This window comes from Paraburkholderia largidicola, assembly GCF_013426895.1.
In the GTDB taxonomy this organism is placed as follows: domain Bacteria; phylum Pseudomonadota; class Gammaproteobacteria; order Burkholderiales; family Burkholderiaceae; genus Paraburkholderia; species Paraburkholderia largidicola.
On record NZ_AP023174.1, the window covers coordinates 726,726 to 747,416 of the forward strand.

Genomic DNA, 20,691 nt, shown 5'->3' on the forward strand with positions numbered 1-20,691 from the left:
AGCAGGGCAGAGGAGATCATGAATCAGGCGATCAGGAGCGTCGAGTACGACCGTCCGCAAGGCGCAGTCTGCGGTGTGGGACAGGCTTGGGCGAAGGTGCCCGACGCACCGTCGACGCAGGAACGGCTCGCGCTGAAGGAGCGTATCCGCAGCTTGCTCAAGCGTGAAAAGGCGGTGCTCGTCGCGCACTACTACGTCGATCCGGAACTGCAGGAACTGGCGGACGAAACGGGCGGCTGCGTGGCCGATTCGCTTGAAATGGCCCGCTTCGGACGCGATCACGACGCGCAGACGCTGGTCGTTGCCGGCGTGCGATTCATGGGCGAAACCGCGAAGATTCTCAGTCCGAACAAGCGCATTCTGATGCCGGATCTGGACGCGACCTGTTCGCTCGATCTCGGCTGTCCTGTCGATGAATTTTCCGCTTTCTGCGATGCGCATCCAGACCGCACCGTCGTCGTCTACGCGAATACGAGTGCCGCGGTGAAGGCGCGAGCCGACTGGATGGTGACGTCGTCGATTGGACTGGAAATCGTCGCTGATCTTCACGCTCGCGGCGAAAAGATCATCTGGGCGCCGGACCGTCATCTGGGCAGCTATATCCAGAAGAAGACGGGCGCCGACATGCTGCTGTGGCAGGGCTCGTGTCTGGTCCATGACGAATTCAAAGGCGTCGAACTCGATCTGCTGCGCGCCGAATATCCGGACGCAAAAGTGCTCGTGCATCCGGAGTCGCCGGAAAGCGTCGTTGCGCAGGCAGATGTGGTCGGCTCGACGACGCAACTGATCGACGCGGCGAAGAACAGCAACGCGACGCACTTCATCGTCGCGACGGACCTCGGCATCCTGCACAAGATGCAACTCGCGGCGCCCGGCAAGACCTTCATCGAAGCGCCGACGGCCGGCAACAGCGCGACGTGCAAGAGTTGCGCGCATTGTCCGTGGATGGCGATGAACGGCTTGCGCAATCTCGCGGATGTGCTGGAGCGCGGCCACAACGAGATTTTCGTCGACCCGTCGCTGGGCGAGCGTGCGCGTCTGCCGATCGACCGGATGCTCGATTTCGCCGCGCGTCACAAGAAGCGCGTGCAGGCGAGCGGCGATCTCGCGCGCGATACGGCGCTGTTCTCTAACGTTGGAGCCGCTTGATGGGCGCGAACGACCAACTGGAGTTGAAGGATGCGGTGTCGCCGCTCTTCGCGGAAATCGAAGCGCAGTACGGCGAAGCGTTTGCTACAGCGATCGCACGCAACGTCGGCGATGCGCTTGCGGAAGACGTCGGCAGTGGCGACCTGACGGGCCTGCTCGTTCCCGCCGACGAGATGCGCGACGCGCGCATCATCGTGCGCGAGAAGGCGGTACTGTGCGGCGTGCCGTGGTTCAACGAAGTGATGCGACGTGTCGATCCACGCATCGACGTGCAATGGCGTTATCGCGAAGGCGACAGCATGACGGCGGATTCCGTCGTCTGCACGCTGCGCGGCCCCGCTCGCTCGCTGCTGACGGCTGAACGCAACGGTCTCAACTTCCTGCAGATGCTGTCAGGCGTAGCGAGCGCGACGCGCAAGTTCGCCGATGCGATCGCGCATACCCGTGCACGCGTGCTCGACACGCGCAAGACGCTGCCCGGCCTGCGTCTCGCGCAGAAGTATGCGGTGCGCGTGGGCGGCGGCGCGAATCAGCGTCTCGCGCTCTACGACGGCATTCTGATCAAGGAAAATCACATCGCGGCGGCGGGCGGCGTCGGCGCGGCGATGCAGGCGGCGCTCGCGCTGAATGCAGGCGTGTCGATCCAGATCGAAGTCGAAACGCTCGAACAACTGGAATCCGCGCTCGCGCATGGCGCGCAGTCGATTCTGCTCGACAACTTCTCCTTCGACATGATGCGCGACGCCGTGCGTATCACGGCTGGGCGCGCGGTGCTCGAAGTGTCCGGTGGTGTGAACTTCGACACGATCCGGCAGATTGCCGAGACGGGTGTCGATCGCGTGTCGGTCGGGTCGTTGACCAAGGACGTGCGGGCGACGGATTTCTCGATGCGTATCGTCTAATCGAGCAGTTACACGACTCAAGCAAAAGGCCATCGCCAGTGAGACTGGCGATGGCCTTTTTTCATGCGCGGCTCGCGACGGCTACACGTTGCGGTTCGGCACGCGCTCCGGCGAAAGCACGGTCGGCAGAGCCTTGGGCAGCGCGTTCGGCCAGTCGCGGCTGTAGTGCAGCCCGCGGCTTTCGCGCCGTGAACGTGCGCCTTCGACGATCAGCGACGCCACGTCGACCAGATTGCGCAGTTCGAGCAGATCGCGGCTCACCTTGAAGTTCGCGTAGTACTCGTGGATTTCGTCGCGCAACAGCGCCAGCCGATGTTTCGCGCGAGCGAGACGCTTGTCCGTGCGCACGATGCCGACGTAATTCCACATCAGGCGACGCAGTTCGTCCCAGTTGTGCGCGACGACCACTTCTTCGTCGGGATCGGACACGCGGCTCTCGTCCCAGTCGGGCAGCGGCGCATGCACGGCCGCGCCGAAACCTTCTTCTTCGATCGCTTGCGCGGCCGAGCGGCCGATCACGAGACACTCCAGCAGCGAGTTGCTCGCAAGCCGGTTCGCGCCGTGCAGGCCGGTGCACGACGTTTCGCCGACTGCGTAAAGCCCGGTCAGATCGGTGCGTCCGGCGAGATCGGTGACGACGCCGCCGCACGTGTAGTGCGCCGCGGGCACGACGGGAATCGGCTCTTTCGTGATGTCGATGCCGAACTCCAGGCAGCGCGCAAGAATGGTCGGGAAGTGTTCGCGCAGGAATTCCGGCGGTTGATGGCTGATGTCGAGATACACACAGTCGATGCCACGCTTCTTGATCTCGAAGTCGATCGCGCGCGCGACGATATCGCGAGGTGCCAGTTCGGCGCGCTCGTCGTGAGCCGGCATAAAGCGCGTGCCGTCGGGCAGCTTAAGAATGCCGCCTTCTCCTCTCACAGCCTCTGAGATCAGGAAGGACTTGGCGTAAGGGTGAAACAGACATGTCGGGTGAAACTGGATGAACTCCATATTCGACACGCGGCAGCCGGCCCGCCATGCCATTGCGATGCCGTCGCCCGTCGCGGTGTCGGGGTTCGTCGTGTAGAGGTAGACCTTGCCTGCGCCGCCCGTCGCGAGCACCGTATGCGGCGCCTCGATCGTGACGGTGCGGCCGCTCGCGATATCGAGCGCGTACAGGCCATGACAGCGGCGTCCCGGCAGGCCGAGACGGTCAGAGGTGATCAGATCGATCGCGTAGTGATCTTCGAGCAGTGTGATATTCGGATGCTGCCGCACGCGCTCGCTCAGCGTCGCAACGACGGCGTGGCCCGTGGCGTCGGCCGCGTGGATGATCCGCCGATGGCTGTGCCCGCCTTCACGCGTCAGGTGGAAGCCGAGCTCCGCGGCGTCGTCCTTCGTGAACGGCACGCCCTGATCGATCAGCCACTGGATCGCCTCACGGCCATGTTCGACGATAAAGCGCGTCGCCGCTTCGTCGCACAAGCCGCCGCCGGCGATCAACGTGTCGTCGACGTGATTCTCGACGCTATCCGCCGAATCGAGCACGGCGGCGATACCGCCTTGCGCCCAGTCGCTGGCGCCCTCGGTCAGCGAACGCTTGGCGATCACGGCGACGCGCCGCGTCTGCGCGAGATTCAGCGCGACACTCAAACCGGCCAGGCCGCTGCCGACAATCGCTACATCGAAATTCATCTCCTCTCTCCGTCGTATTGCGCGGCCGGTGCGGCGAGCGCCGCCAAGGCCGTTCGATTTGGGAAACCGAACAGCATACGCGTTGAAACCGTCGAGGAAAAGCTGACCGAACGGCGTAGTCTGTTGCGCGCGCCGGAAGAAGAGAGGATTGCGAGCAGGGCCGGCGTCAATCCAGGCGCCGGAAAACAAAAAGCCTCGCATGAAGCGAGGCTTTTTGTCGACAGGAAGAAGACCGATTACTTGATCTTCGTTTCCTTGTACGCCACATGCTTGCGGACGACGGGATCGAACTTCATGATCTCCATCTTTTCCGGCATGTTGCGCTTGTTCTTCGTGGTCGTGTAGAAGTGACCCGTACCAGCGGTCGATTCCAGCTTGATCTTGTCGCGTGCGCCCTTGGCCATGATTTACTCCTTAGGCTTCGCCACGTGCGCGCAGGTCAGCGAGCACAGTGTCGATACCGTTCTTGTCGATCAGGCGCAGACCGGCGTTCGAGACGCGCAGGCGCACCCAACGGTTTTCGCTTTCGACCCAGAAACGGCGGTTCTGCAGGTTCGGGAGAAAACGACGCTTGGTCTTGTTGTTCGCGTGGGAAACGTTGTTGCCGCTCATCGGCGCTTTCCCAGTTACTTGGCATACGCGTGCCATGAGAGCACTCCTAATACGCTAATTCTGAGTTCGGAACGCCGTGAAGTTTCCCGGGAAAACATAAGGACCGAGCCGTAGCCGACTTGAATCACTTGCTTTCCGGAAAAGCCTTGAGGCTTCGGAACAGGGGTTGGAAAGAGGCAAACCGAAATTCTAGCAGAAAAAGAGCCGAAATATCAAACCTTATTTGCGACGGGCAAGGCAGACGCGCAACGGCGGTGTCCACGCGCTTTCCCGTTGTCCCGCTATGCGCGGCGGCTCACGGCCAGCCCGCGCGGGCGAAAGAAAATGTCTCGTTCGCGCCAATCACAAGATGGTCGATCAGTTGCACGTCGATCAGCGCCAGCGTGTCGCGCAGCACGCGCGTGAGCTGGCGGTCGCTGGCGCTCGGCTTGACGGCGCCGGACGGGTGATTATGCGCCACGATCAGGCTCGCCGCGTTGACCGACAGCGTGCGCCGCACGATCTCGCGCGGATACACAGCCATGCGCGTGAGCGAGCCGCGCGAGTTTTCTTCCGAACGGATCAGCCGATGGCGGGTGTCCAGGAACAGGCAGATGAAGACCTCGTAAGGCCGCGAGCCGATCAACAGTCGAAGATAGTCTTCGACGGCTTCGGGCGAATCGATCAGCGGACGCTCTCGCATCTTTTCCGAGAGCGCGCGCCGTGCCATTTCCATGATTGCCAGCAGTTGCGCGCGCTTTGCCGGACCGACGCCGCGCACGCCGTCGAAGTCTTCGGGCGCCGTGTCGAGCATCGCGCGCAACGAGCCGAAGCGGTGTAACAGCGAGCGCGCGACGTCGAAGACATTGTGGCCGGGCAGCCCGGAGCCCAGCACGAGCGCGACCAGTTCGGTGTCCGACAACGCCGCGGGACCGGCCTCGAGCAGCCGCTCGCGCGGCATGTCGCGCGTTGGCCACGTGGCGGGCGGATGGCGGATCAGGGACTTTTCCGCTGAGGTGAGCGGTACAGCTATCGTGTCGTTCATGGCAATGTCCTTCGAAGTTCGGATGAGGCGGCGACGCCGCGTCGCGCAGCAACGTTCCAGCCGGCTCGGGATATGTGGCTTACAATAGATCCTTTGCGCACGGCGCCCCCGGGCATGGCACGGGCCCGCCATGCGCGCGACCCGCGCCGCGGCTGTGCGCCGCGCGCCACGACCGAACGAGTACCGCATGAGCATCATCGACATCTCCGAAGTGAAACCCGGTTCGCACGTCACACTTCACTACCGGCTTTCGCTTGCCGATGGCGCCGAGATCGTCAGCACTTTCAACGACAAACCCGCTACGCTGCTGCTGGGCGCGGGCCAACTGGCGCCGCCGCTGGAAGATATTCTGCTGGGATTGAAGGTGGGCCACCATTCGACCTTTCAGCTAGAGCCGGGTCAGGGATTCGGCCCGCGCAACCCGGAGCTGATCCAGCGCGTGTCGCTGGCCACGCTGCGCGAAAATGCCATGATCGGCGAGGATTTTTCTCCCGGCGATCTCGTCGAATTCAATGCGCCGGGCGGTGGCCGCTACGCCGGCGTGCTGAAGGAAGTGGGTGAAACCTCGGCGCTCTTCGATTTCAACCATCCGCTCGCCGGCCAGGCGCTGACGTTCGAAGTCAAAATCATCGGGATCCTGTAAACATGAGCATCACGGACACGACTCTCGTCGAAGCTGAAATCCTGCTTGCGCAGCCGCGCGGATTCTGCGCCGGCGTCGATCGGGCGATCGAGATCGTCGAACGCGCTATCAAGCTGTACGGTTCGCCGATCTACGTGCGTCACGAAATCGTTCATAACGCGTATGTCGTCGAAGATCTGCGCAAGAAGGGCGCGATCTTCATCGAGCAACTCGAAGAAGTGCCGGCGGGCAGCACGGTGATCTTCAGCGCGCATGGCGTGTCGAAGGCGGTGCGCGCCGAAGCCGACGAGCGCGGCCTGCGCGTGTACGACGCGACGTGTCCGCTCGTCACCAAGGTGCACATCGAAGTCGCGAAGATGCGCGCGGAAGGCTTCGACATCGTGATGATCGGCCACAAGGGTCACCCTGAAGTCGAAGGAACGATGGGGCAGACGGCCCAGGGCATGTATCTCGTCGAAGATATCGAGGACGTGCAGGCGCTGCAACTCGCCGATCCTGACCGCATCGCGTACGTGACGCAAACCACGCTGTCCGTGGACGACGCCGCGCAGATCATCGCTGCGCTGAAGGCGAAGTATCCGAACGTCAAGGAACCGAAAAAGCAGGACATCTGCTACGCGACGCAAAACCGCCAGGACGCCGTCAAGTTCATGGCGCCGCAGTGCGATGTGGTGATCGTCGTCGGAAGCCCGAACAGCTCGAACTCCAACCGGCTGCGCGAACTGGCCGAAAAGCTCGGCGTGCCTTCCTATATGGTCGATTCGCCGGACCAGATCGATCCCGCGTGGGTTGCCGACAAGCGCCGCATCGGCGTGACGGCGGGCGCTTCGGCGCCGGAGGCGCTCGCTCAGGCCGTGATCGCCCGTCTGCGCGAGCTGGGCGTGCGCAACGTGCGCGCGCTGGACGGCATCGAGGAAAACATTGCGTTTCCGCTGCCACGCGGGCTCGGTTTGCCCGCCTGAAGACCTGTCCCCAATCGAAAAAGCGCGCCACGGGCGCGCTTTTTTATTGCCTGTGCGCATTGGAAAACGCCCGAAAAACGGTGCCATATCACCGGAAAACAAACGAGGGACGGTGTCGGGGCGAACATTCTTTTTGTTTTTCGGGGCGTAATTTGGGTGCATGGAGTCGATCGCGCCCCGTTTTTCACCAGACAATTGCGTTGATCCGCGAACAAGCGCACAAATACGGTGCATTTGAGGACTAACATAATATCGAGGCGGATCGATGTGCCGACGTCCGCAGCATCGGGCTCGCAGCGAGATCGCTGCAACATCTGGTGCTGCAGGGCGTCAGCGGTGGTGCAACTGATGCACGAAAAACTGGCGCAACCAGGTTGCGATGATCGGCCGGTGAAGGCCTCGCAGCACGGTTGCAATGCAGGAAAACCCTGCGCTTCCAACAATATTGCCCGTCGCAAAATTGGAGTTACAATGCGCGCGTTCTCAGGGCTTGAGCGCCTCGGAACGCCAGATTTAGCAAGGCGCAGGAGACCTATTTAATGCGAGTCAAGTTTGCTTGTGCCGTGTCCATCGCGGCCGCGGTTGCGATGTTGACCGCGTGCAGCAAAAAGAACGAAGGCGAGGCGGACAAGAGTGCGTCGGCAGCGGTGGCAGCGTCGGCGGCGAGCGCAAGCGAAGTGACTGTCGTGAAGATCGGTCATGCGGCCCCATTGACGGGCGGCATTGCACATCTGGGGAAGGACAACGAAAACGGGGCGCGTCTCGCTATTGAAGAGATCAATACGCAGGGGTTGACCATCGACGGCCGCAAGATCCAGCTGCAACTCGACGCACAGGATGACGCGGGCGATCCGAAAACGGGCACCCAGGTCGCGCAGAAGCTGGTGGACGATCATGTCGTTGCCGTCGTCGGGCACCTGAATTCGGGTGTGTCGATTCCGGCCTCGAAGATATATAGCGACGCGGGCATTGTGCAGATTTCGCCATCCTCGACGAATCCGGCCTATACGCAGCAGGGCTTCAAGACGACCTACCGGGTCGTCGCGACCGATGCGCAGCAAGGTCCGGCGCTGGCGAACTACGCGACGAAGTCACTCGGCGCGAAGCGGATCGCCGTTGTCGACGACGCGACTGCCTATGGCAAGGGTCTTGCTGACGAATTCGCGAAGACGGCGGAAGCGGGCGGCGCAAAGATCGTTGCGCGCGAGGCGACCAATGACCGGGCCACGGATTTCCGGGCCATCCTCACAAAGATTAAAAGTGCCCAGCCGGACGCCATCATGTTCGGCGGCATGGATGCAACGGGCGGGCCGTTCACGAAACAGGCAGCGGCGCTCGGAATCAGGGCAAAAATCCTTGGCGGCGACGGCGTGTGCACCGACAAGGTGGGGGAACTGGCGGGCAGTGCCGTTCAGAACCTCGTGTGTTCGGAAGCAGGACTTGCGCTTTCGAAGATGGAAAGGGGAGCGGACTTCGAAAAGAAGTACGACGCACGCTTCCACACGCCGGTGCAGATTTACGCGCCGTTCACGTATGACGCTGTATACGTGATCGTCGATGCAATGAAGCGCGCCAATTCGATCGAGCCGCCCAAGGTGCTCGCTGCGATGCCTTCGACTGACTACACAGGTGTAATCGGTCACATCGCATTCGACGACAAGGGCGACCTGAAGGAAGGCGCGATTACGCTTTACGACTTCAAGGACGGCAAGAAAGCGGTCCTCGACGTCGTGAAGATGTAATGACGGGACGTACAGCCTGACGGCACCGGACCATCCGACGGTGCCGTTTTTGCATCCGCGTCGAGCGCGCGGGCCGCTGCAACCCAGTGGCTACAGACGCTCGGCGAAGATAACCCTTACCGGTCTTTTACATCAGTACCCGCAGTGCCGTTGCGATTTGCGTGAAGCATCAGTGCCAACCGGCAGATGGAGAGCGCGAATCCAGTCGCACGGGCTAAGGAGCATTAAATGGATATTTTCATCCAGCAGGTCATCAACGGACTGGTGCTTGGCAGCGTCTACGCCATCATCGCACTGGGCTACACGATGGTGTACGGCATTCTCGGCATCATCAACTTCGCGCACGGCGACGTGCTGATGGTGGGCGCGATGGTCGCGCTCTCGGCCATCGGCGTGTTGCAGAACCACTTCCCCGGTCTCGGCAATATACCGACGCTATGTATCGCGCTGGTCATAGCGGCCGTCGTCTGCGCGGTGGTGGGCTACACGATCGAGCGGGTGGCATACCGGCCGCTGCGCAAGGCGCCGCGTCTCGCGCCGCTGATCACCGCGATCGGCGTGTCGATCCTGCTGCAGACGCTCGCGATGATGATCTGGTCGCGCAACCCGCTGCCGTTCCCGCAGTTGCTGCCGACGGACCCCTTGAACGTGATCAAGGCCACCGATACGACGCCGGGCGCCGTGATCTCGATGACTGAAATCGTGATCATCGTCGTCGCGTTCCTCGTGATGGCGGGTCTGCTGCTCCTCGTACACAAGACGAAGCTTGGCCGCGCGATGCGCGCGATCGCCGAGAACCCGGGCGTCGCCTCGCTGATGGGCGTGAACCCGAACTTCGTGATCTCGGCGACGTTCATGATCGGCTCGGCGCTCGCAGCGCTGGCAGGCGTGATGATCGCGTCGGAATACGGCAACGCGCACTTCTACATGGGCTTCATTCCCGGCCTGAAGGCGTTCACGGCGGCCGTGCTCGGCGGTATCGGCAATCTCGGCGGCGCCATGGTGGGCGGCGTGATTCTCGGTCTGATCGAACAGCTGGGCGCCGGTTATATCGGCAACCTCACGGGTGGCGTGTTCGGCAGTAACTACCAGGACGTGTTCGCATTCATCGTGCTGATCATCGTGCTGGTGTTCCGTCCGTCGGGCCTGCTTGGCGAACGTGTCGCGGACCGCGCTTAAGGTGCGCTAGGGAAAGGAGCAAATACAATGACCTCAATTCAACCGATCGAGCCGTCCACGACGCTCATCCCCGAACGGAATATGACGAAGACGCTGACGGTGGGCATCATCACCGCCGTGTTCGTGATCGCCGCACCGTTCGTCATCGGCACGGCCGGCGGCAACTACTGGGTCCGCGTGCTCGACTTCGCGATGCTGTACGTGATGCTCGCGCTAGGTCTCAACGTGGTGGTCGGCTTTGCCGGCCTGCTGGACCTGGGCTACATCGCGTTCTACGCGGTCGGCGCCTACACGGCAGCATTGCTGTCCTCGCCGCACCTGACGAGCCAGTTCGAATGGATCGCGCATCTCGCGCCGGGCGGCCTGCATCTGCCGTTCCTGATCATCGTGCCTTGCGCGATGGCCGTCGCTGCGATCTGCGGCGTGATTCTCGGTGCGCCGACGCTGCGTCTGCGTGGCGATTACCTCGCAATCGTGACGTTGGGCTTCGGGGAAATCGTCCGGATCTTCCTGAACAACCTCGACCGTCCGGCGAACATCACGAACGGCCCGAAGGGCATCACGGGCATCGACCCGGTTCATCTCGGCGATTTCAGCCTCTCGCAGACGCACTCGCTGTTCGGCATTGCGATTCCGTCGGTGTACTCGTACTACTACCTGTTCGTGCTGTGCGCGCTGTTCGTGATCTGGGTCTGTACGCGTCTGCAACACTCGCGTATCGGCCGTGCATGGGCCGCGATTCGCGAAGACGAAATCGCCGCGAAGGCGATGGGCATCAACACGCGTGACGTGAAGCTGCTGGCGTTCGCGATGGGCGCGTCATTCGGTGGCCTGTCGGGCGCGATGTTCGGCGCGTTCCAGGGCTTCGTGTCGCCGGAATCGTTCACGCTGCCGGAATCGATCGTCGTGCTGGCCTGCGTGGTGCTCGGCGGCATGGGTCACATTCCTGGCGTGATTCTCGGCGCGGTGCTGCTCGCCGTGCTGCCGGAATTCCTGCGCTCGACGATGGGTCCGCTGCAACACCTGATCTTCGGCCATGAAATCGTCGATACGGAAGTGATCCGTCAGCTCGTCTACGCACTCGCGATGGTGCTGATCATGCTGTACCGCTCGGAAGGCCTGTGGCCGTCGCCGAAGCACGAGGACAAGATCGCGAAGATTGCCAAGCGCAGCAACAAGAAGCCGGTGCGCGCTTAACGGACTCGCAGGGCTAACACCCTGCATGGGACCAGAGTAAGCCGCTGAAGCGGCAACTCTGGTCGACAGGAGAAGAAAACATGAGCGACAAACAAATCCGTCTGTCCGTGAAGGGCGTGAACAAGCGCTTTGGCGGTCTGCAGGCGCTGTCGGATGTCGGCCTTCAGATCGAGGAAGGCACGATTTACGGTCTGATCGGCCCGAACGGCGCTGGCAAGACCACGTTCTTCAACGTGATTACTGGTCTCTACACGCCGGACTCGGGCGAGTTCAAGCTCGACGGCACGCCGTACACGCCGACGGCGGTGTATCAGGTGGCAAAGGCGGGCATCGCGCGCACGTTCCAGAACATCCGTCTGTTCGGCGGCATGACTGCGCTGGAAAACGTGATGGTCGGCCGACACGTGCGCACGAAGCACGGTCTGCTGGGCGCCGTGTTCCAGACGCCGGCTGAGCGCAAGGAAGAGCGCGAGATCAAGGAACGCGCGCTGGAACTGCTCGAATACGTCGGCGTGCTGCAGTACGCGGACTACACGTCGCGCAACCTGTCGTACGGTCACCAGCGCCGTCTGGAAATCGCACGTGCTCTGGCGACCGATCCGAAGCTGCTCGCACTGGACGAACCGGCTGCCGGCATGAACGCAACGGAGAAGGTCGAGCTGACGAAACTGCTCGACAAGATCCGCGCGGACGGCAAGACGATCCTGCTGATCGAGCACGACGTGAAACTGGTGATGGGCCTGTGCAACCGGATGACAGTGCTCGACTATGGCAAGGTGATCGCCGAGGGTCTGCCGCACGACGTGCAGAAGGACCCGAAGGTGATCGAGGCTTATCTGGGTGCGGGGGTCCACTGATGGCTACGGCAATGTTGAAAATCAAGGGCCTGCAGGTCAACTACGGCGGCATTCAGGCCGTCAAGGGTGTTGACCTGGAGATCGCGCAGGGCGAGCTCGTCACGCTGATCGGCGCCAATGGCGCGGGCAAGACGACGACCATGAAGGCTATTACGGGTCTCAAGCCGTACTCGGCCGGTGATATCGAGTACATGGGGCAGTCGATCAAGGGCGTGCCACCGCATGAGCTTCTGAAGCGTGGCCTCGCGATGGTGCCGGAAGGGCGCGGTATCTTCGCGCGGATGTCGATCGTCGAGAACATGCAGATGGGTGCTTATCTGCGTAGCGATACGGAAGGGATCAAGAAGGACGTCGAGCGGATGTTCGGGTTCTTTCCGCGTCTGAAGGAGCGTGCGACGCAGTTGGCCGGTACGTTGTCCGGTGGTGAGCAGCAGATGCTGGCGATGGCGCGTGCAGTCATCTCGAAGCCGAAGCTGTTGCTGCTCGACGAGCCGTCGATGGGCTTGTCGCCGATCATGGTCGAGAAGATCTTCGAAGTCGTGCGTGAAATTTCCAAGGAAGGCATCACTGTCATGCTGGTTGAGCAGAATGCTCGCCTTGCGTTGCAGGCCGCGGATCGCGGGTATGTGATGGATTCGGGGATGGTCACGATGTCTGGCGACGCCAAGCAGATGCTGCATGATCCGAAGGTGCGGGCTGCTTATCTTGGCGAGTGATACTCGCGGGTTTTTTGTTTTTCTGATTTGACGGGAAGGGCTGCATGTTTAGGCGTGTGGCCTTTTTTGTTTGTCATGGGCGCTTTTGCTGTCGCTGGCATCCGCTAGATGTTATTGGTGCTTCAAGCGTTGCCCCTGTGCGGGGCGGCACCTACTTTTCTTTGCCGCCGCAAAGAAAAGTAGGCAAAAGAAAGCGGCTCACACCGCCAGTTCTTGTGTTTGCCTGAGGGCCCCCAAAGGTTCTTACGCATCACACGGCAACCACGTGACTCACGTTCGCTGCCAGCGCTCTTGCAAGGCGCCTCACCCGCTTCACGCTCCCGCATCTACAGCAAGCCGTGTCAGACAGTCCACTGCCGCCCAGGTGGCAAACTGTGTGTAGGCTTTCGCGCCCTACGCGCATCACTCCGGACTGGGTAGAAAGATTGGTGTCTGTGATAAGAGCGCTAACCGGTGCGGTGTGACAATCTACACACCGTTTGCCACCACGGCGGCAACAACCATTCGCCGACGCTCGACTTTATACGGATGTCTGAAGCGGGTGAGGCTTCCATTCAAAGCGCTGGCATCGCACGCGAACAGAAATGTTGCCGTGTGACGCATGGGGACGTTGGGGGCCCGTGGATGAGAACAAGGATTGGCGGTGTGAGCCGCTTTCTTTTGCCTACTTTTCTTTGCGGCGGCAAAGAAAAGTAGGTGCCGCCCCGCACAGGGGCGACGCCTGAAGAACGAAAGCAAATCGCGGATGCCAGCGCAAAGCCCAAAAAACCAAACAGCTTGTGCCGCAAACACCGGAATGCGGATACGAGCGCAGAGGCGAAGCCAAAAAACCAAACCTAAGCCACTGCCCCTAACCGCTTCCCGAGACTAATCACAGCATCAGCCACATACCCCAGCGACTCATAAAAAGCCTGCACATCGGCTTTAGCGCTCAGCACCTGAAGATTCACCTTAGGACACCCCCGCGCGGTAAGCGCCGCCTCAGCATGCCGCACGAGCAACGTGCCAATCCCAAGACGCCTGGACGTCGCCGCAACAGCGAGAGAATACAGCCACCCGCGATGCCCATCATACCCAGCCATCACAGTCCCAACGATGCCCCCATCCTTCACGGCAACGAAGAACAACTCAGGCTGCGTAGCAAGCTTGTTCGAGATAGACAGATGCGGATTACGCTGAGGCCTGCTCGCATCCTTATACTCAGGAAACGCCTCGAGCCACAGCGCAATCACAGCATCGGTATCGCCCGCATCGAACACGCGAATCGACAAGGACAAAGCGTCAATCACAGCGTATCCAGAATCGACCGCAGCATCGCCATCATCTGATCGATCTCTTCCGTCGTCACATTCAGAGCGGGCATGAAACGCAGCAGATTCGGACGCGCAGCATTGAGCAGCAGCCCGTCCGGCTGCATCAAACGCGCCTTCTCAACGATCTGATTGCCGATATCCTTGCCCAGCAGCAACGCGCGCAGCAGACCTTCGCCACGCTCGCCCTCGAAGCCGCGCTCGGCAGACAGTTCGAGCAGCTTCGTGCGCAGATATTCGCCACGCGCCTTCACGCCATCCAGAAAACCAGGCGCCGTCAGTTGCGAGATCACCGAATAGCCAGCTGCCGTCATCAACGGATTGCCGTTATAGGTGCCACCCTGATCGCCCGCTTCGAACACCTCGACATGCTTCTTGCACAACAGCGCGCCAAGCGGCACGCCGCTGCCGATACCCTTTGCCAGCGTCATCACGTCCGGCTCGATGCCCGACAGTTCGTACGCGAACAGCGTGCCCGCACGGCCACAGCCGCTTTGCACTTCATCGACGATCAACAGCAGGTTGTGCTTCTTCGTCAGCTCGCGAAGCTGCTGCATGAACTCACGCGATGCAGGGATCACGCCGCCTTCGCCCTGAATCGGCTCGAGCATCACGGCGACCGTCTTGTCGGTGATCAGTTTTTCGACCGATGCGATGTCGTTCAGATCAGCCTTCGGAAAGCCCGGCACCTGCGGCGCATAGATCGTGTCCCAGCCCGGCTTACCGCTTGCCGACATCGTCGCAATCGTGCGGCCGTGGAAGCTGTGATCGAACGTGATGATCTCGTACGCGCCGCCCTTGAACTTCTTGCCCCACTTGCGCGCGAGCTTGATCGCGCCTTCGTTGGCCTCGGCGCCGCTGTTCGTGAAGAACACCTTGTCGAAGCAGCTGTGCTGCGTCAGCAGTTGCGCGAGCTTCGCCATCGGTTCGTTGTAGAACGCCGGCGACGGATTGATCAGCGTGCGCGCCTGCTGCGTGAGCGCCTCCACCACGCCGTCGTTGCAATGGCCGAGGCTGTTGACGGCCCAGCCCTGAATGAAATCCAGATATCGCTTGCCGGTGTTGTCGTAGAGCCACGAGCCCTTGCCGTGCGTGAAAACGATTTCGGGCCGGTTCGTGATGTACATCAGCGAATCGATCGGATACTCATTGAAGTTCATGGCTACAGGCTCCAGGCAAACAGGGATGAAAAACCGCCTCGGACAGAATGGCCCAGCAACGGAAAGAAAAAGCACGACGGGTACGGCAGAAATACAAAAAGCCACGGCATGCCGTGGCTTTCATGATTCGAACTGCGTGCGCGTTGTTCGCGCGAATCCGTGACGAAGCCAGCGGCGCCCCTAAGGGAGCAGCGAGCGGCGACGTCGAAGTTCGGACAGGATTCGGTTCATGCGCGAAAGAATACGACAATGCCGGCGCCCGTGTAAACCTGCAATTTGCATGTTTTTCACGCAGTGCCGGCCGGTGTCACTGACGAAACGTGACTGCGCAACGATCAGACGGGGTTCGCGAGATCGGCTGCGCTCGTGAACGAATCCGCATAGAACTCGTCTTCCGGCAGGCGATGATGCTGCGTGAAATCGCGCTGCGCCGACTCGACCATCACAGGCGCGCCGCACGCATACACCTGATACGCCGACAAGTCTGGCAGATCTTCGATGACGGCACGATGAACGAAACCGGTGCGGCCCGTCCATGCGTCGTCCGCATCCGGCTCCGAGAGAACCGGCACGAACTTGAAGTTCGGAATCTCGCGCGCCCATTGCTCGGCGAGTTCCATCATGTACAGGTCCTTCTTGCGGCGCGCGCCCCAGTAGAGCGTCATCGGCCGCGTGATGTTCTTGAACACGGCATGCTCGACGATCGCCTTCAGTGGCGCGAAGCCCGTGCCCGATGCGAGCAGCACGATCGGCTTGTCCGACTCTTCGCGCAGGAAGAACGTGCCGAGTGGCGCTTCGAAGCGCAGGATGTCGCGTTCCTTCATCGTGTTGAAGACGTGATCCGTGAACGCACCGCCCGGCATATGGCGGATATGCAGCTCGACGGGACCGTCCGCGTGCGGCGCGCTCGCCATCGAATAGCTGCGGCGCTTGCCGTCCTTCAGGATGAACTCGAGGTACTGGCCCGCCATGTATTGCAAACGCTCGTTCGCGGGCAACTGCAGTTTCAGCACGACGACGTCGTCGGCCTTGCGCTCGATTGCGTTCACGCGGCACGGCAGCTTCTTGATCTGCACGTCACCGATGCCCGTCACTTCGCGGATATCGATTTCGAGGTCGGTGCACGCAGTCGCACAACACAACAGCGCCAGGCCGCGCGTTTTTTCGTCGTTCGACAGCGCCGACGACGAATGCGCGCGCTGCTCGACCTCTCCGCCAACGACCGCGCCCTTGCATGAGCCGCATGCGCCGTTCTTGCAGCCGTACGGCAGGCCGATGCCCTGGCGAAGGGCGGCCGTAAGCACGGGTTCGTCGGGTTCCACCTGAAACTGCCGGCCGCTTTGCCGGAGCGTTACGTTGAATGCCATAAGTCGTTCAGTCTTCGAATACAGAAAGTCGGTAACCAATGCGTGTCGTGGATCGCGGCTACAATGCGTCCACGATGAAAGCGACACGAAAATTGCGCAGTCCGCGCGTGCTGATCGTCGGTTGCGGCGATGTCGGCATGCGCTGCGTGCGGCAACTGCAAGGACGCGCGCGTCTCTATGCGCTCACCAGTCACGCGGAGCGCCGCGACGAACTGCGCGCGGCGGGCGTCACGCCGATCGTCGGCGATCTCGACGTGCGTGCGAGCCTTGCTCGTCTGGCCCATCTCGCGCCGACTGTCCTGCATCTCGCGCCCCCGCAGAAAACCGGCGAGGTCGACACGCGCACGCGCGCGTTGATTGCCACGCTGACTGCGCCGCGTGTCCGGCGTGCCCGTCATGTCGCGACGGGGCGCTTGCGGCGCGCGCAGCATGGTATTCGTGCACGCAAAACATCCAGTATTGTACCCGACGGGGGGTATCCGGCTCCCCGGGCCGGGCATCGGCCGAGCAGGCGTTCGCGCGTCGTCTATGCGAGCACGACGGGCGTCTATGGCGATTGCGCCGGCGCCTGGCTCGACGAAACGCGTCCCGTCGCGCCCGCCAACGAGCGCGCGAAGCGCCGCGTGTCGGCGGAGACGCAATTGCGGCGCGCGGCCGCGCGGCGTGCGATTACGGCAAGCATCGCGCGCATTCCGGGTATCTACGCGGGCAACCGGCTGCCGCTTGCGCGGCTGGAAAAGCGCACCCCGGCGCTCGTCGATGCCGACGACGTCTACACCAATCACATCCACGCCGACGATCTCGCCGCGATCCTGCTGCGCATGGCAACACATGGACGACCGTCCCGCGTGATCCACGCATCCGACGACACGACGCTGAAAATGGGCGAATACTTCGACCGGGTGGCGGACGCATTCGGCATCGAGCGCGCGCCGCGCATTGCGCGCGACGATGCGGAGCAGCAGCTCGGCGAGATGATGCTGTCGTTCATGCGCGAGTCGCGGCGGCTCGTCAACACGCGCCTGAAGGGTGAATTGCGCTTCAGGCTGCGCTATCCGAGCGTCGACGACTTTCTGCGCACCGTGTCGAAGCCATAGCCGCACGCGGCCGCGCACAGCCAAGCCGTAACGGAAAGCGCAGTGATCAGGTGAGGGCAGGTAGCGCTTCCAGCAGCAGGGAGCAGCAGAACGCGCCGATCAGCGCAGCGACCAGATTCGGCTCGTACCTGTGCCGACGATGCATGACGACCAGCACGCCGCCAATCAGCAAAAGTCCGAGCGCGATGAACGCGACCATCGCATATGAAACCGCCAGGTTGCCGTAGATGACCATGGCGCCTCCTTGCCTGCTTTGTAATGTTTGTTGATCCGAGTATAGGACGGGCGTTCGGAGCAAGCATGCTGCGTCGCAGCGTTCTGCAAGGTTTTTGTAGCGGTTTTGTTCGGAATCCCACGCAGTCTCAGTCACTTGAAACGGCGTGGGCAGGGCGCTAGTCGTTTACCCGTTCCGTAGTGCGCCCAGGTCGGCTTCATCGAGCCATTGCCACGTGCCTTCAGCTAGTGTCTCGGGCAGCGCAAGCCCGCCGACCCGCTCGCGATGCAGCGCTTCGACGCGGTTGCCCGCCGCCGCGACCATCCGCTTCACCTGATGGTATTTGCCTTCCAGCACGGTCAGTTCCAGCGCATGTTCGCCGCGTGCATGAGCGGCGACGGCGGCGATCGGCTTCGCTTCGCCGTGCAGCAGCACGCCTTCGCGCAAGGCAGCCAGTTGCGCGTCGTCGAGGGGATGACGGGTCGTGGCGAGATAGACCTTCGGCACCTTGCGTTTGGGCGACGTGTACGCATGGACGAACTGGCCATCGTCGGAGAGCAGCAGCAGGCCCGTCGTATCCTGATCGAGCCGTCCGACGCACTGGACGCCGCGCGCCGCGAACTGCGCGGGCAACAGATTGAACACGCTCAGATGGTGCTGCGGATCGCGCGAGCATTCGTAGCCCGCGGGCTTGTTGAGCAGGATGTACGCGCGTTCGTGATAAGGCCACGCCGTGCCGTCGACTTCGAACGTCAACGCATTCGTATCGACGTCGGCGTCAGGATCGGCGAGCGTCGCACCGCCGACCGAGACGCGGCCGTCCGCGATCAATGCGCGGCACTGGCGGCGCGAACCGAAACCTTGAGAAAAGAGAACGCTTTCGAGATTCATTGGAGCGGGCAGAAGGGCATCCACACGTAGCGATGCGTCAAAACGTCGACGGCGTCCTTCATTGCGAAGGACGCCGTCATATGCCTGCATTTTACCCGCCGACCTGCGCTTCTCCGCTTGGGGCAGCGCAAGAGCCACACATAGCGCTCAATGCGCGCCCGAGCGCCGCTCGACGAAACGCGCGACGTAATCGTCAGCGGGCTTCGTGAGGATTTCGTTCGGCGTGCCTTCCTGCACCAGCGTGCCGTCTCGCAGAATCGCGATGCGGTTGCCGATGCGCAGCGCTTCGTCCAGATCGTGCGTGATGAACACGATGGTCTTGTTGAGCGTCGCCTGCAACTGCAGCAGCTGGTCCTGCATTTCCGTGCGGATCAGCGGATCGAGCGCGGAGAATGCTTCGTCCATCAGCAGCACGTCGGTATCGGCGGCGAGCGCGCGTGCGAGACCCACTCGCTGACGCATGCCGCCCGACAGCTCGTCCGGATAGTGATCGCCGTATCCGTCGAGTCCAACCTTGCCGAGCCACATGCGCGCCTTCTCGTTCGCTTCCGCCTTGCTTTCGCCACGCGTGCGCAGCGCATAGGCGGTGTTGTCGAGCACGGTCTGATGCGGCAGCAGGCCGAAGTTCTGGAACACCATGCTCACCTTGTAGCGGCGCAGTTCGCGCAGGCCGTGCGGATCGAGCTTGATGACGTCCGAACCGTCGATCACGATCTCGCCCGCCGTCGGCTCGATCAGCCGGTTGAAGTGGCGCACGAGCGTCGACTTGCCCGAGCCCGACAGCCCCATGATGACGTAGATCTCGCCCGAGCCGATATGCAGGCTCACGTTGTTCAGGCCGACATTGCAGCCCGTTTGCGCGAGAACCTCGGCCTTGCTCCGGCCGCTTTTCAACAGGTCGAGCACGCGCCGATGACCGGCTTCCGGGCCGAACAGCTTGTACACGTTCTTGACTTCGATCGATGACATGTCCGTGCCCTCCGTCAATCCGCCGTGCGGGTTTCGAGGCCGCTCTGCGTTGCGTTTTCGTTGCCCGCTGCCGATGCTTCGTCTTCACGCGGCACGCCTGCATTGCGATACGGCACGCGCGACGCCGCCTTCGCCCTGCGGCGCTGCGCGACGAGGCGTCGGGTGCGGCGATCCTGCCCGTAGCCCTGGCTGATCCGGTCGATGACGATCGCGAGAATCACGATCGCGATGCCCGCCTGCATGCCCTTGCCGATATCGAGCGTCTGGATGCCGGCGAGCACGTCTTCGCCGAGTCCGCGCGAGCCGATCATCGACGCGATCACGACCATCGACAGCGCCATCATCGTCGTCTGGTTGATACCCGCCATGATGCTCGGCCGCGCGAGTGGCAACTGCACGTTGACGAGCAACTGCCAGCGCGTCGTGCCGAACGCGCGGGCCGCTTCGACGACATCGGCGTCCACGTGACGGATGCCGAGATCGGTCAGGCGGATCAGCGGCGGCAGCGCGTAGATGATCGTCGCGAGAATCGCGGGCACCTTGCCGAGACCGAACAGCATCAGCACGGGGATCAGATACACGAAGCTCGGCAGCGTCTGCATGATATCGAGCACGGGCAGCAGCACACGCCGCATCCACGGGCTGCGCGACGCCCAGATGCCGAGCGGCACACCGAGCACGACGGACAGCACGGTCGCGACCAGCATCAGCGCGAGCGTCTGCATCAGCTTGTCCCACAGACCGAAGCAGCCGATCACATACAGCAGCAGCACAAAGAAGCCCGCGATACCGATGCGCCGCGTCGCGTTCAGCGTCAGCAGCCCGACGGCGATCAGGATTGCCCACGGCGGCGTCGCGCGCAGCACGCCTTCGAGCGGCACCAGCACGTAGCGCAACAGCGCGGTGCTGAAGTCGTGGAAGCTGTCGCCGTACGCGGCGACGAACGATTGCACATGGTCGTTCACCCAGTCGGCGATCGACAGATGCAGGAAGATCGAATTCATGTTGAAACCCTCCGGT

At 62.1% G+C, this 20,691-nt stretch carries 21 protein-coding genes; 10 read left to right on the forward strand and 11 right to left on the reverse strand.

The window, feature by feature from the left end; genetic code table 11:
• The first annotated feature begins 18 nt into the window (after positions 1 to 18).
• Positions 19 to 1,149: a quinolinate synthase NadA gene (gene nadA / locus PPGU16_RS03200; protein WP_180721679.1), complete on the forward strand. Its 1,131-nt coding sequence runs from the start codon at positions 19 to 21 to the stop codon at positions 1,147 to 1,149.
• Complete coding sequence (gene nadC, locus PPGU16_RS03205; RefSeq protein ID WP_180721680.1) at positions 1,149 to 2,051, forward strand: carboxylating nicotinate-nucleotide diphosphorylase; 903 nt, start codon at positions 1,149 to 1,151, stop codon at positions 2,049 to 2,051. The genes nadA and nadC overlap by 1 nt, the downstream gene beginning before the upstream one ends.
• A gap of 81 nt (positions 2,052 to 2,132) precedes the next feature.
• Here nadC and nadB read toward each other — a convergent pair whose 3' ends face one another.
• From nadB to radC, 4 genes are all read right to left on the reverse strand, one after another.
• Positions 2,133 to 3,731, reverse strand: a complete 1,599-nt coding sequence (nadB, locus tag PPGU16_RS03210) for an L-aspartate oxidase (protein WP_180721681.1) — start codon at positions 3,729 to 3,731, stop codon at positions 2,133 to 2,135.
• 236 nt (positions 3,732 to 3,967) lie between these two features.
• Positions 3,968 to 4,135 carry a 50S ribosomal protein L33 gene (gene rpmG, locus PPGU16_RS03215; RefSeq protein ID WP_007586229.1) on the reverse strand — a complete coding sequence of 56 codons (168 nt, stop codon included), beginning with the start codon at positions 4,133 to 4,135 and terminating at the stop codon, positions 3,968 to 3,970.
• Positions 4,136 to 4,145: 10 nt separating this feature from the next.
• Positions 4,146 to 4,379, reverse strand: a complete 234-nt coding sequence (gene rpmB, locus PPGU16_RS03220) for a 50S ribosomal protein L28 (RefSeq protein ID WP_007586227.1) — start codon at positions 4,377 to 4,379, stop codon at positions 4,146 to 4,148.
• Between the two features lie 259 nt (positions 4,380 to 4,638).
• Positions 4,639 to 5,367, reverse strand: coding sequence for a RadC family protein (gene radC, locus PPGU16_RS03225; RefSeq protein ID WP_180721682.1), 729 nt, complete (start codon positions 5,365 to 5,367; stop codon positions 4,639 to 4,641).
• Positions 5,368 to 5,554: 187 nt separating this feature from the next.
• Here radC and PPGU16_RS03230 point away from each other — a divergent pair, with 187 nt between their 5' ends.
• From PPGU16_RS03230 to PPGU16_RS03260, 7 genes are all read left to right on the forward strand, one after another.
• Positions 5,555 to 6,010 carry an FKBP-type peptidyl-prolyl cis-trans isomerase gene (locus tag PPGU16_RS03230; RefSeq protein ID WP_035987541.1) on the forward strand — a complete coding sequence of 152 codons (456 nt, stop codon included), beginning with the start codon at positions 5,555 to 5,557 and terminating at the stop codon, positions 6,008 to 6,010.
• A 2-nt stretch (positions 6,011 to 6,012) separates the two neighbouring features.
• Positions 6,013 to 6,972 (forward strand): 4-hydroxy-3-methylbut-2-enyl diphosphate reductase, encoded by a 960-nt coding sequence (gene ispH, locus PPGU16_RS03235; protein ID WP_180721683.1) that lies wholly within the window; start codon positions 6,013 to 6,015, stop codon positions 6,970 to 6,972.
• A 539-nt stretch (positions 6,973 to 7,511) separates the two neighbouring features.
• Positions 7,512 to 8,714 carry a branched-chain amino acid ABC transporter substrate-binding protein gene (locus PPGU16_RS03240; RefSeq protein WP_180721684.1) on the forward strand — a complete coding sequence of 401 codons (1,203 nt, stop codon included), beginning with the start codon at positions 7,512 to 7,514 and terminating at the stop codon, positions 8,712 to 8,714.
• A gap of 228 nt (positions 8,715 to 8,942) precedes the next feature.
• Entirely contained in the window at positions 8,943 to 9,893 is a 951-nt protein-coding gene (locus PPGU16_RS03245) for a branched-chain amino acid ABC transporter permease (protein WP_180721685.1), read from the forward strand.
• Positions 9,894 to 9,920: 27 nt separating this feature from the next.
• The gene (locus PPGU16_RS03250) at positions 9,921 to 11,090 is read left to right on the forward strand and encodes a branched-chain amino acid ABC transporter permease (RefSeq protein WP_180721686.1); all 1,170 of its coding nucleotides are present in this window, start codon (positions 9,921 to 9,923) and stop codon (positions 11,088 to 11,090) included.
• 80 nt (positions 11,091 to 11,170) lie between these two features.
• Positions 11,171 to 11,947 (forward strand): ABC transporter ATP-binding protein, encoded by a 777-nt coding sequence (locus tag PPGU16_RS03255; RefSeq protein WP_007586207.1) that lies wholly within the window; start codon positions 11,171 to 11,173, stop codon positions 11,945 to 11,947.
• Positions 11,947 to 12,663 (forward strand): ABC transporter ATP-binding protein, encoded by a 717-nt coding sequence (locus PPGU16_RS03260; RefSeq protein WP_180721687.1) that lies wholly within the window; start codon positions 11,947 to 11,949, stop codon positions 12,661 to 12,663. The genes PPGU16_RS03255 and PPGU16_RS03260 overlap by 1 nt, the downstream gene beginning before the upstream one ends.
• A gap of 836 nt (positions 12,664 to 13,499) precedes the next feature.
• Here PPGU16_RS03260 and PPGU16_RS03265 read toward each other — a convergent pair.
• The 3 genes from PPGU16_RS03265 to PPGU16_RS03275 all read right to left on the reverse strand — a co-directional run bounded on the left by PPGU16_RS03265 (position 13,500) and on the right by PPGU16_RS03275 (position 16,500).
• Positions 13,500 to 13,952, reverse strand: coding sequence for a GNAT family acetyltransferase (locus PPGU16_RS03265; RefSeq protein ID WP_180721688.1), 453 nt, complete (start codon positions 13,950 to 13,952; stop codon positions 13,500 to 13,502).
• On the reverse strand, positions 13,949 to 15,133 hold the full coding sequence (locus PPGU16_RS03270) for an acetylornithine transaminase (RefSeq protein WP_180721689.1): 1,185 nt from the start codon (positions 15,131 to 15,133) through the stop codon (positions 13,949 to 13,951). The genes PPGU16_RS03265 and PPGU16_RS03270 overlap by 4 nt, the downstream gene beginning before the upstream one ends.
• Positions 15,134 to 15,468: 335 nt before the next feature.
• Positions 15,469 to 16,500 (reverse strand): CDP-6-deoxy-delta-3,4-glucoseen reductase, encoded by a 1,032-nt coding sequence (locus PPGU16_RS03275; protein ID WP_180721690.1) that lies wholly within the window; start codon positions 16,498 to 16,500, stop codon positions 15,469 to 15,471.
• A 74-nt stretch (positions 16,501 to 16,574) separates the two neighbouring features.
• On the opposite strand from PPGU16_RS03275, the gene PPGU16_RS03280 reads away from it, so the two are divergent.
• Positions 16,575 to 17,597, forward strand: a complete 1,023-nt coding sequence (locus PPGU16_RS03280) for an NAD-dependent epimerase/dehydratase family protein (RefSeq protein WP_180721691.1) — start codon at positions 16,575 to 16,577, stop codon at positions 17,595 to 17,597.
• A gap of 46 nt (positions 17,598 to 17,643) precedes the next feature.
• Here the strand turns inward: PPGU16_RS03280 and PPGU16_RS03285 are convergent, their stop codons facing one another.
• The 4 genes from PPGU16_RS03285 to PPGU16_RS03300 all read right to left on the reverse strand — a co-directional run bounded on the left by PPGU16_RS03285 (position 17,644) and on the right by PPGU16_RS03300 (position 20,675).
• Positions 17,644 to 17,832: a hypothetical protein gene (locus PPGU16_RS03285; RefSeq protein ID WP_180721692.1), complete on the reverse strand. Its 189-nt coding sequence runs from the start codon at positions 17,830 to 17,832 to the stop codon at positions 17,644 to 17,646.
• 165 nt (positions 17,833 to 17,997) lie between these two features.
• Positions 17,998 to 18,702, reverse strand: a complete 705-nt coding sequence (locus tag PPGU16_RS03290; RefSeq protein WP_180721693.1) for a pseudouridine synthase — start codon at positions 18,700 to 18,702, stop codon at positions 17,998 to 18,000.
• A gap of 147 nt (positions 18,703 to 18,849) precedes the next feature.
• Positions 18,850 to 19,671: a quaternary amine ABC transporter ATP-binding protein gene (locus PPGU16_RS03295; RefSeq protein WP_082434006.1), complete on the reverse strand. Its 822-nt coding sequence runs from the start codon at positions 19,669 to 19,671 to the stop codon at positions 18,850 to 18,852.
• 14 nt (positions 19,672 to 19,685) lie between these two features.
• On the reverse strand, positions 19,686 to 20,675 hold the full coding sequence (locus PPGU16_RS03300) for an ABC transporter permease (RefSeq protein WP_180721694.1): 990 nt from the start codon (positions 20,673 to 20,675) through the stop codon (positions 19,686 to 19,688).
• Positions 20,676 to 20,691: the final 16 nt, after the last annotated feature.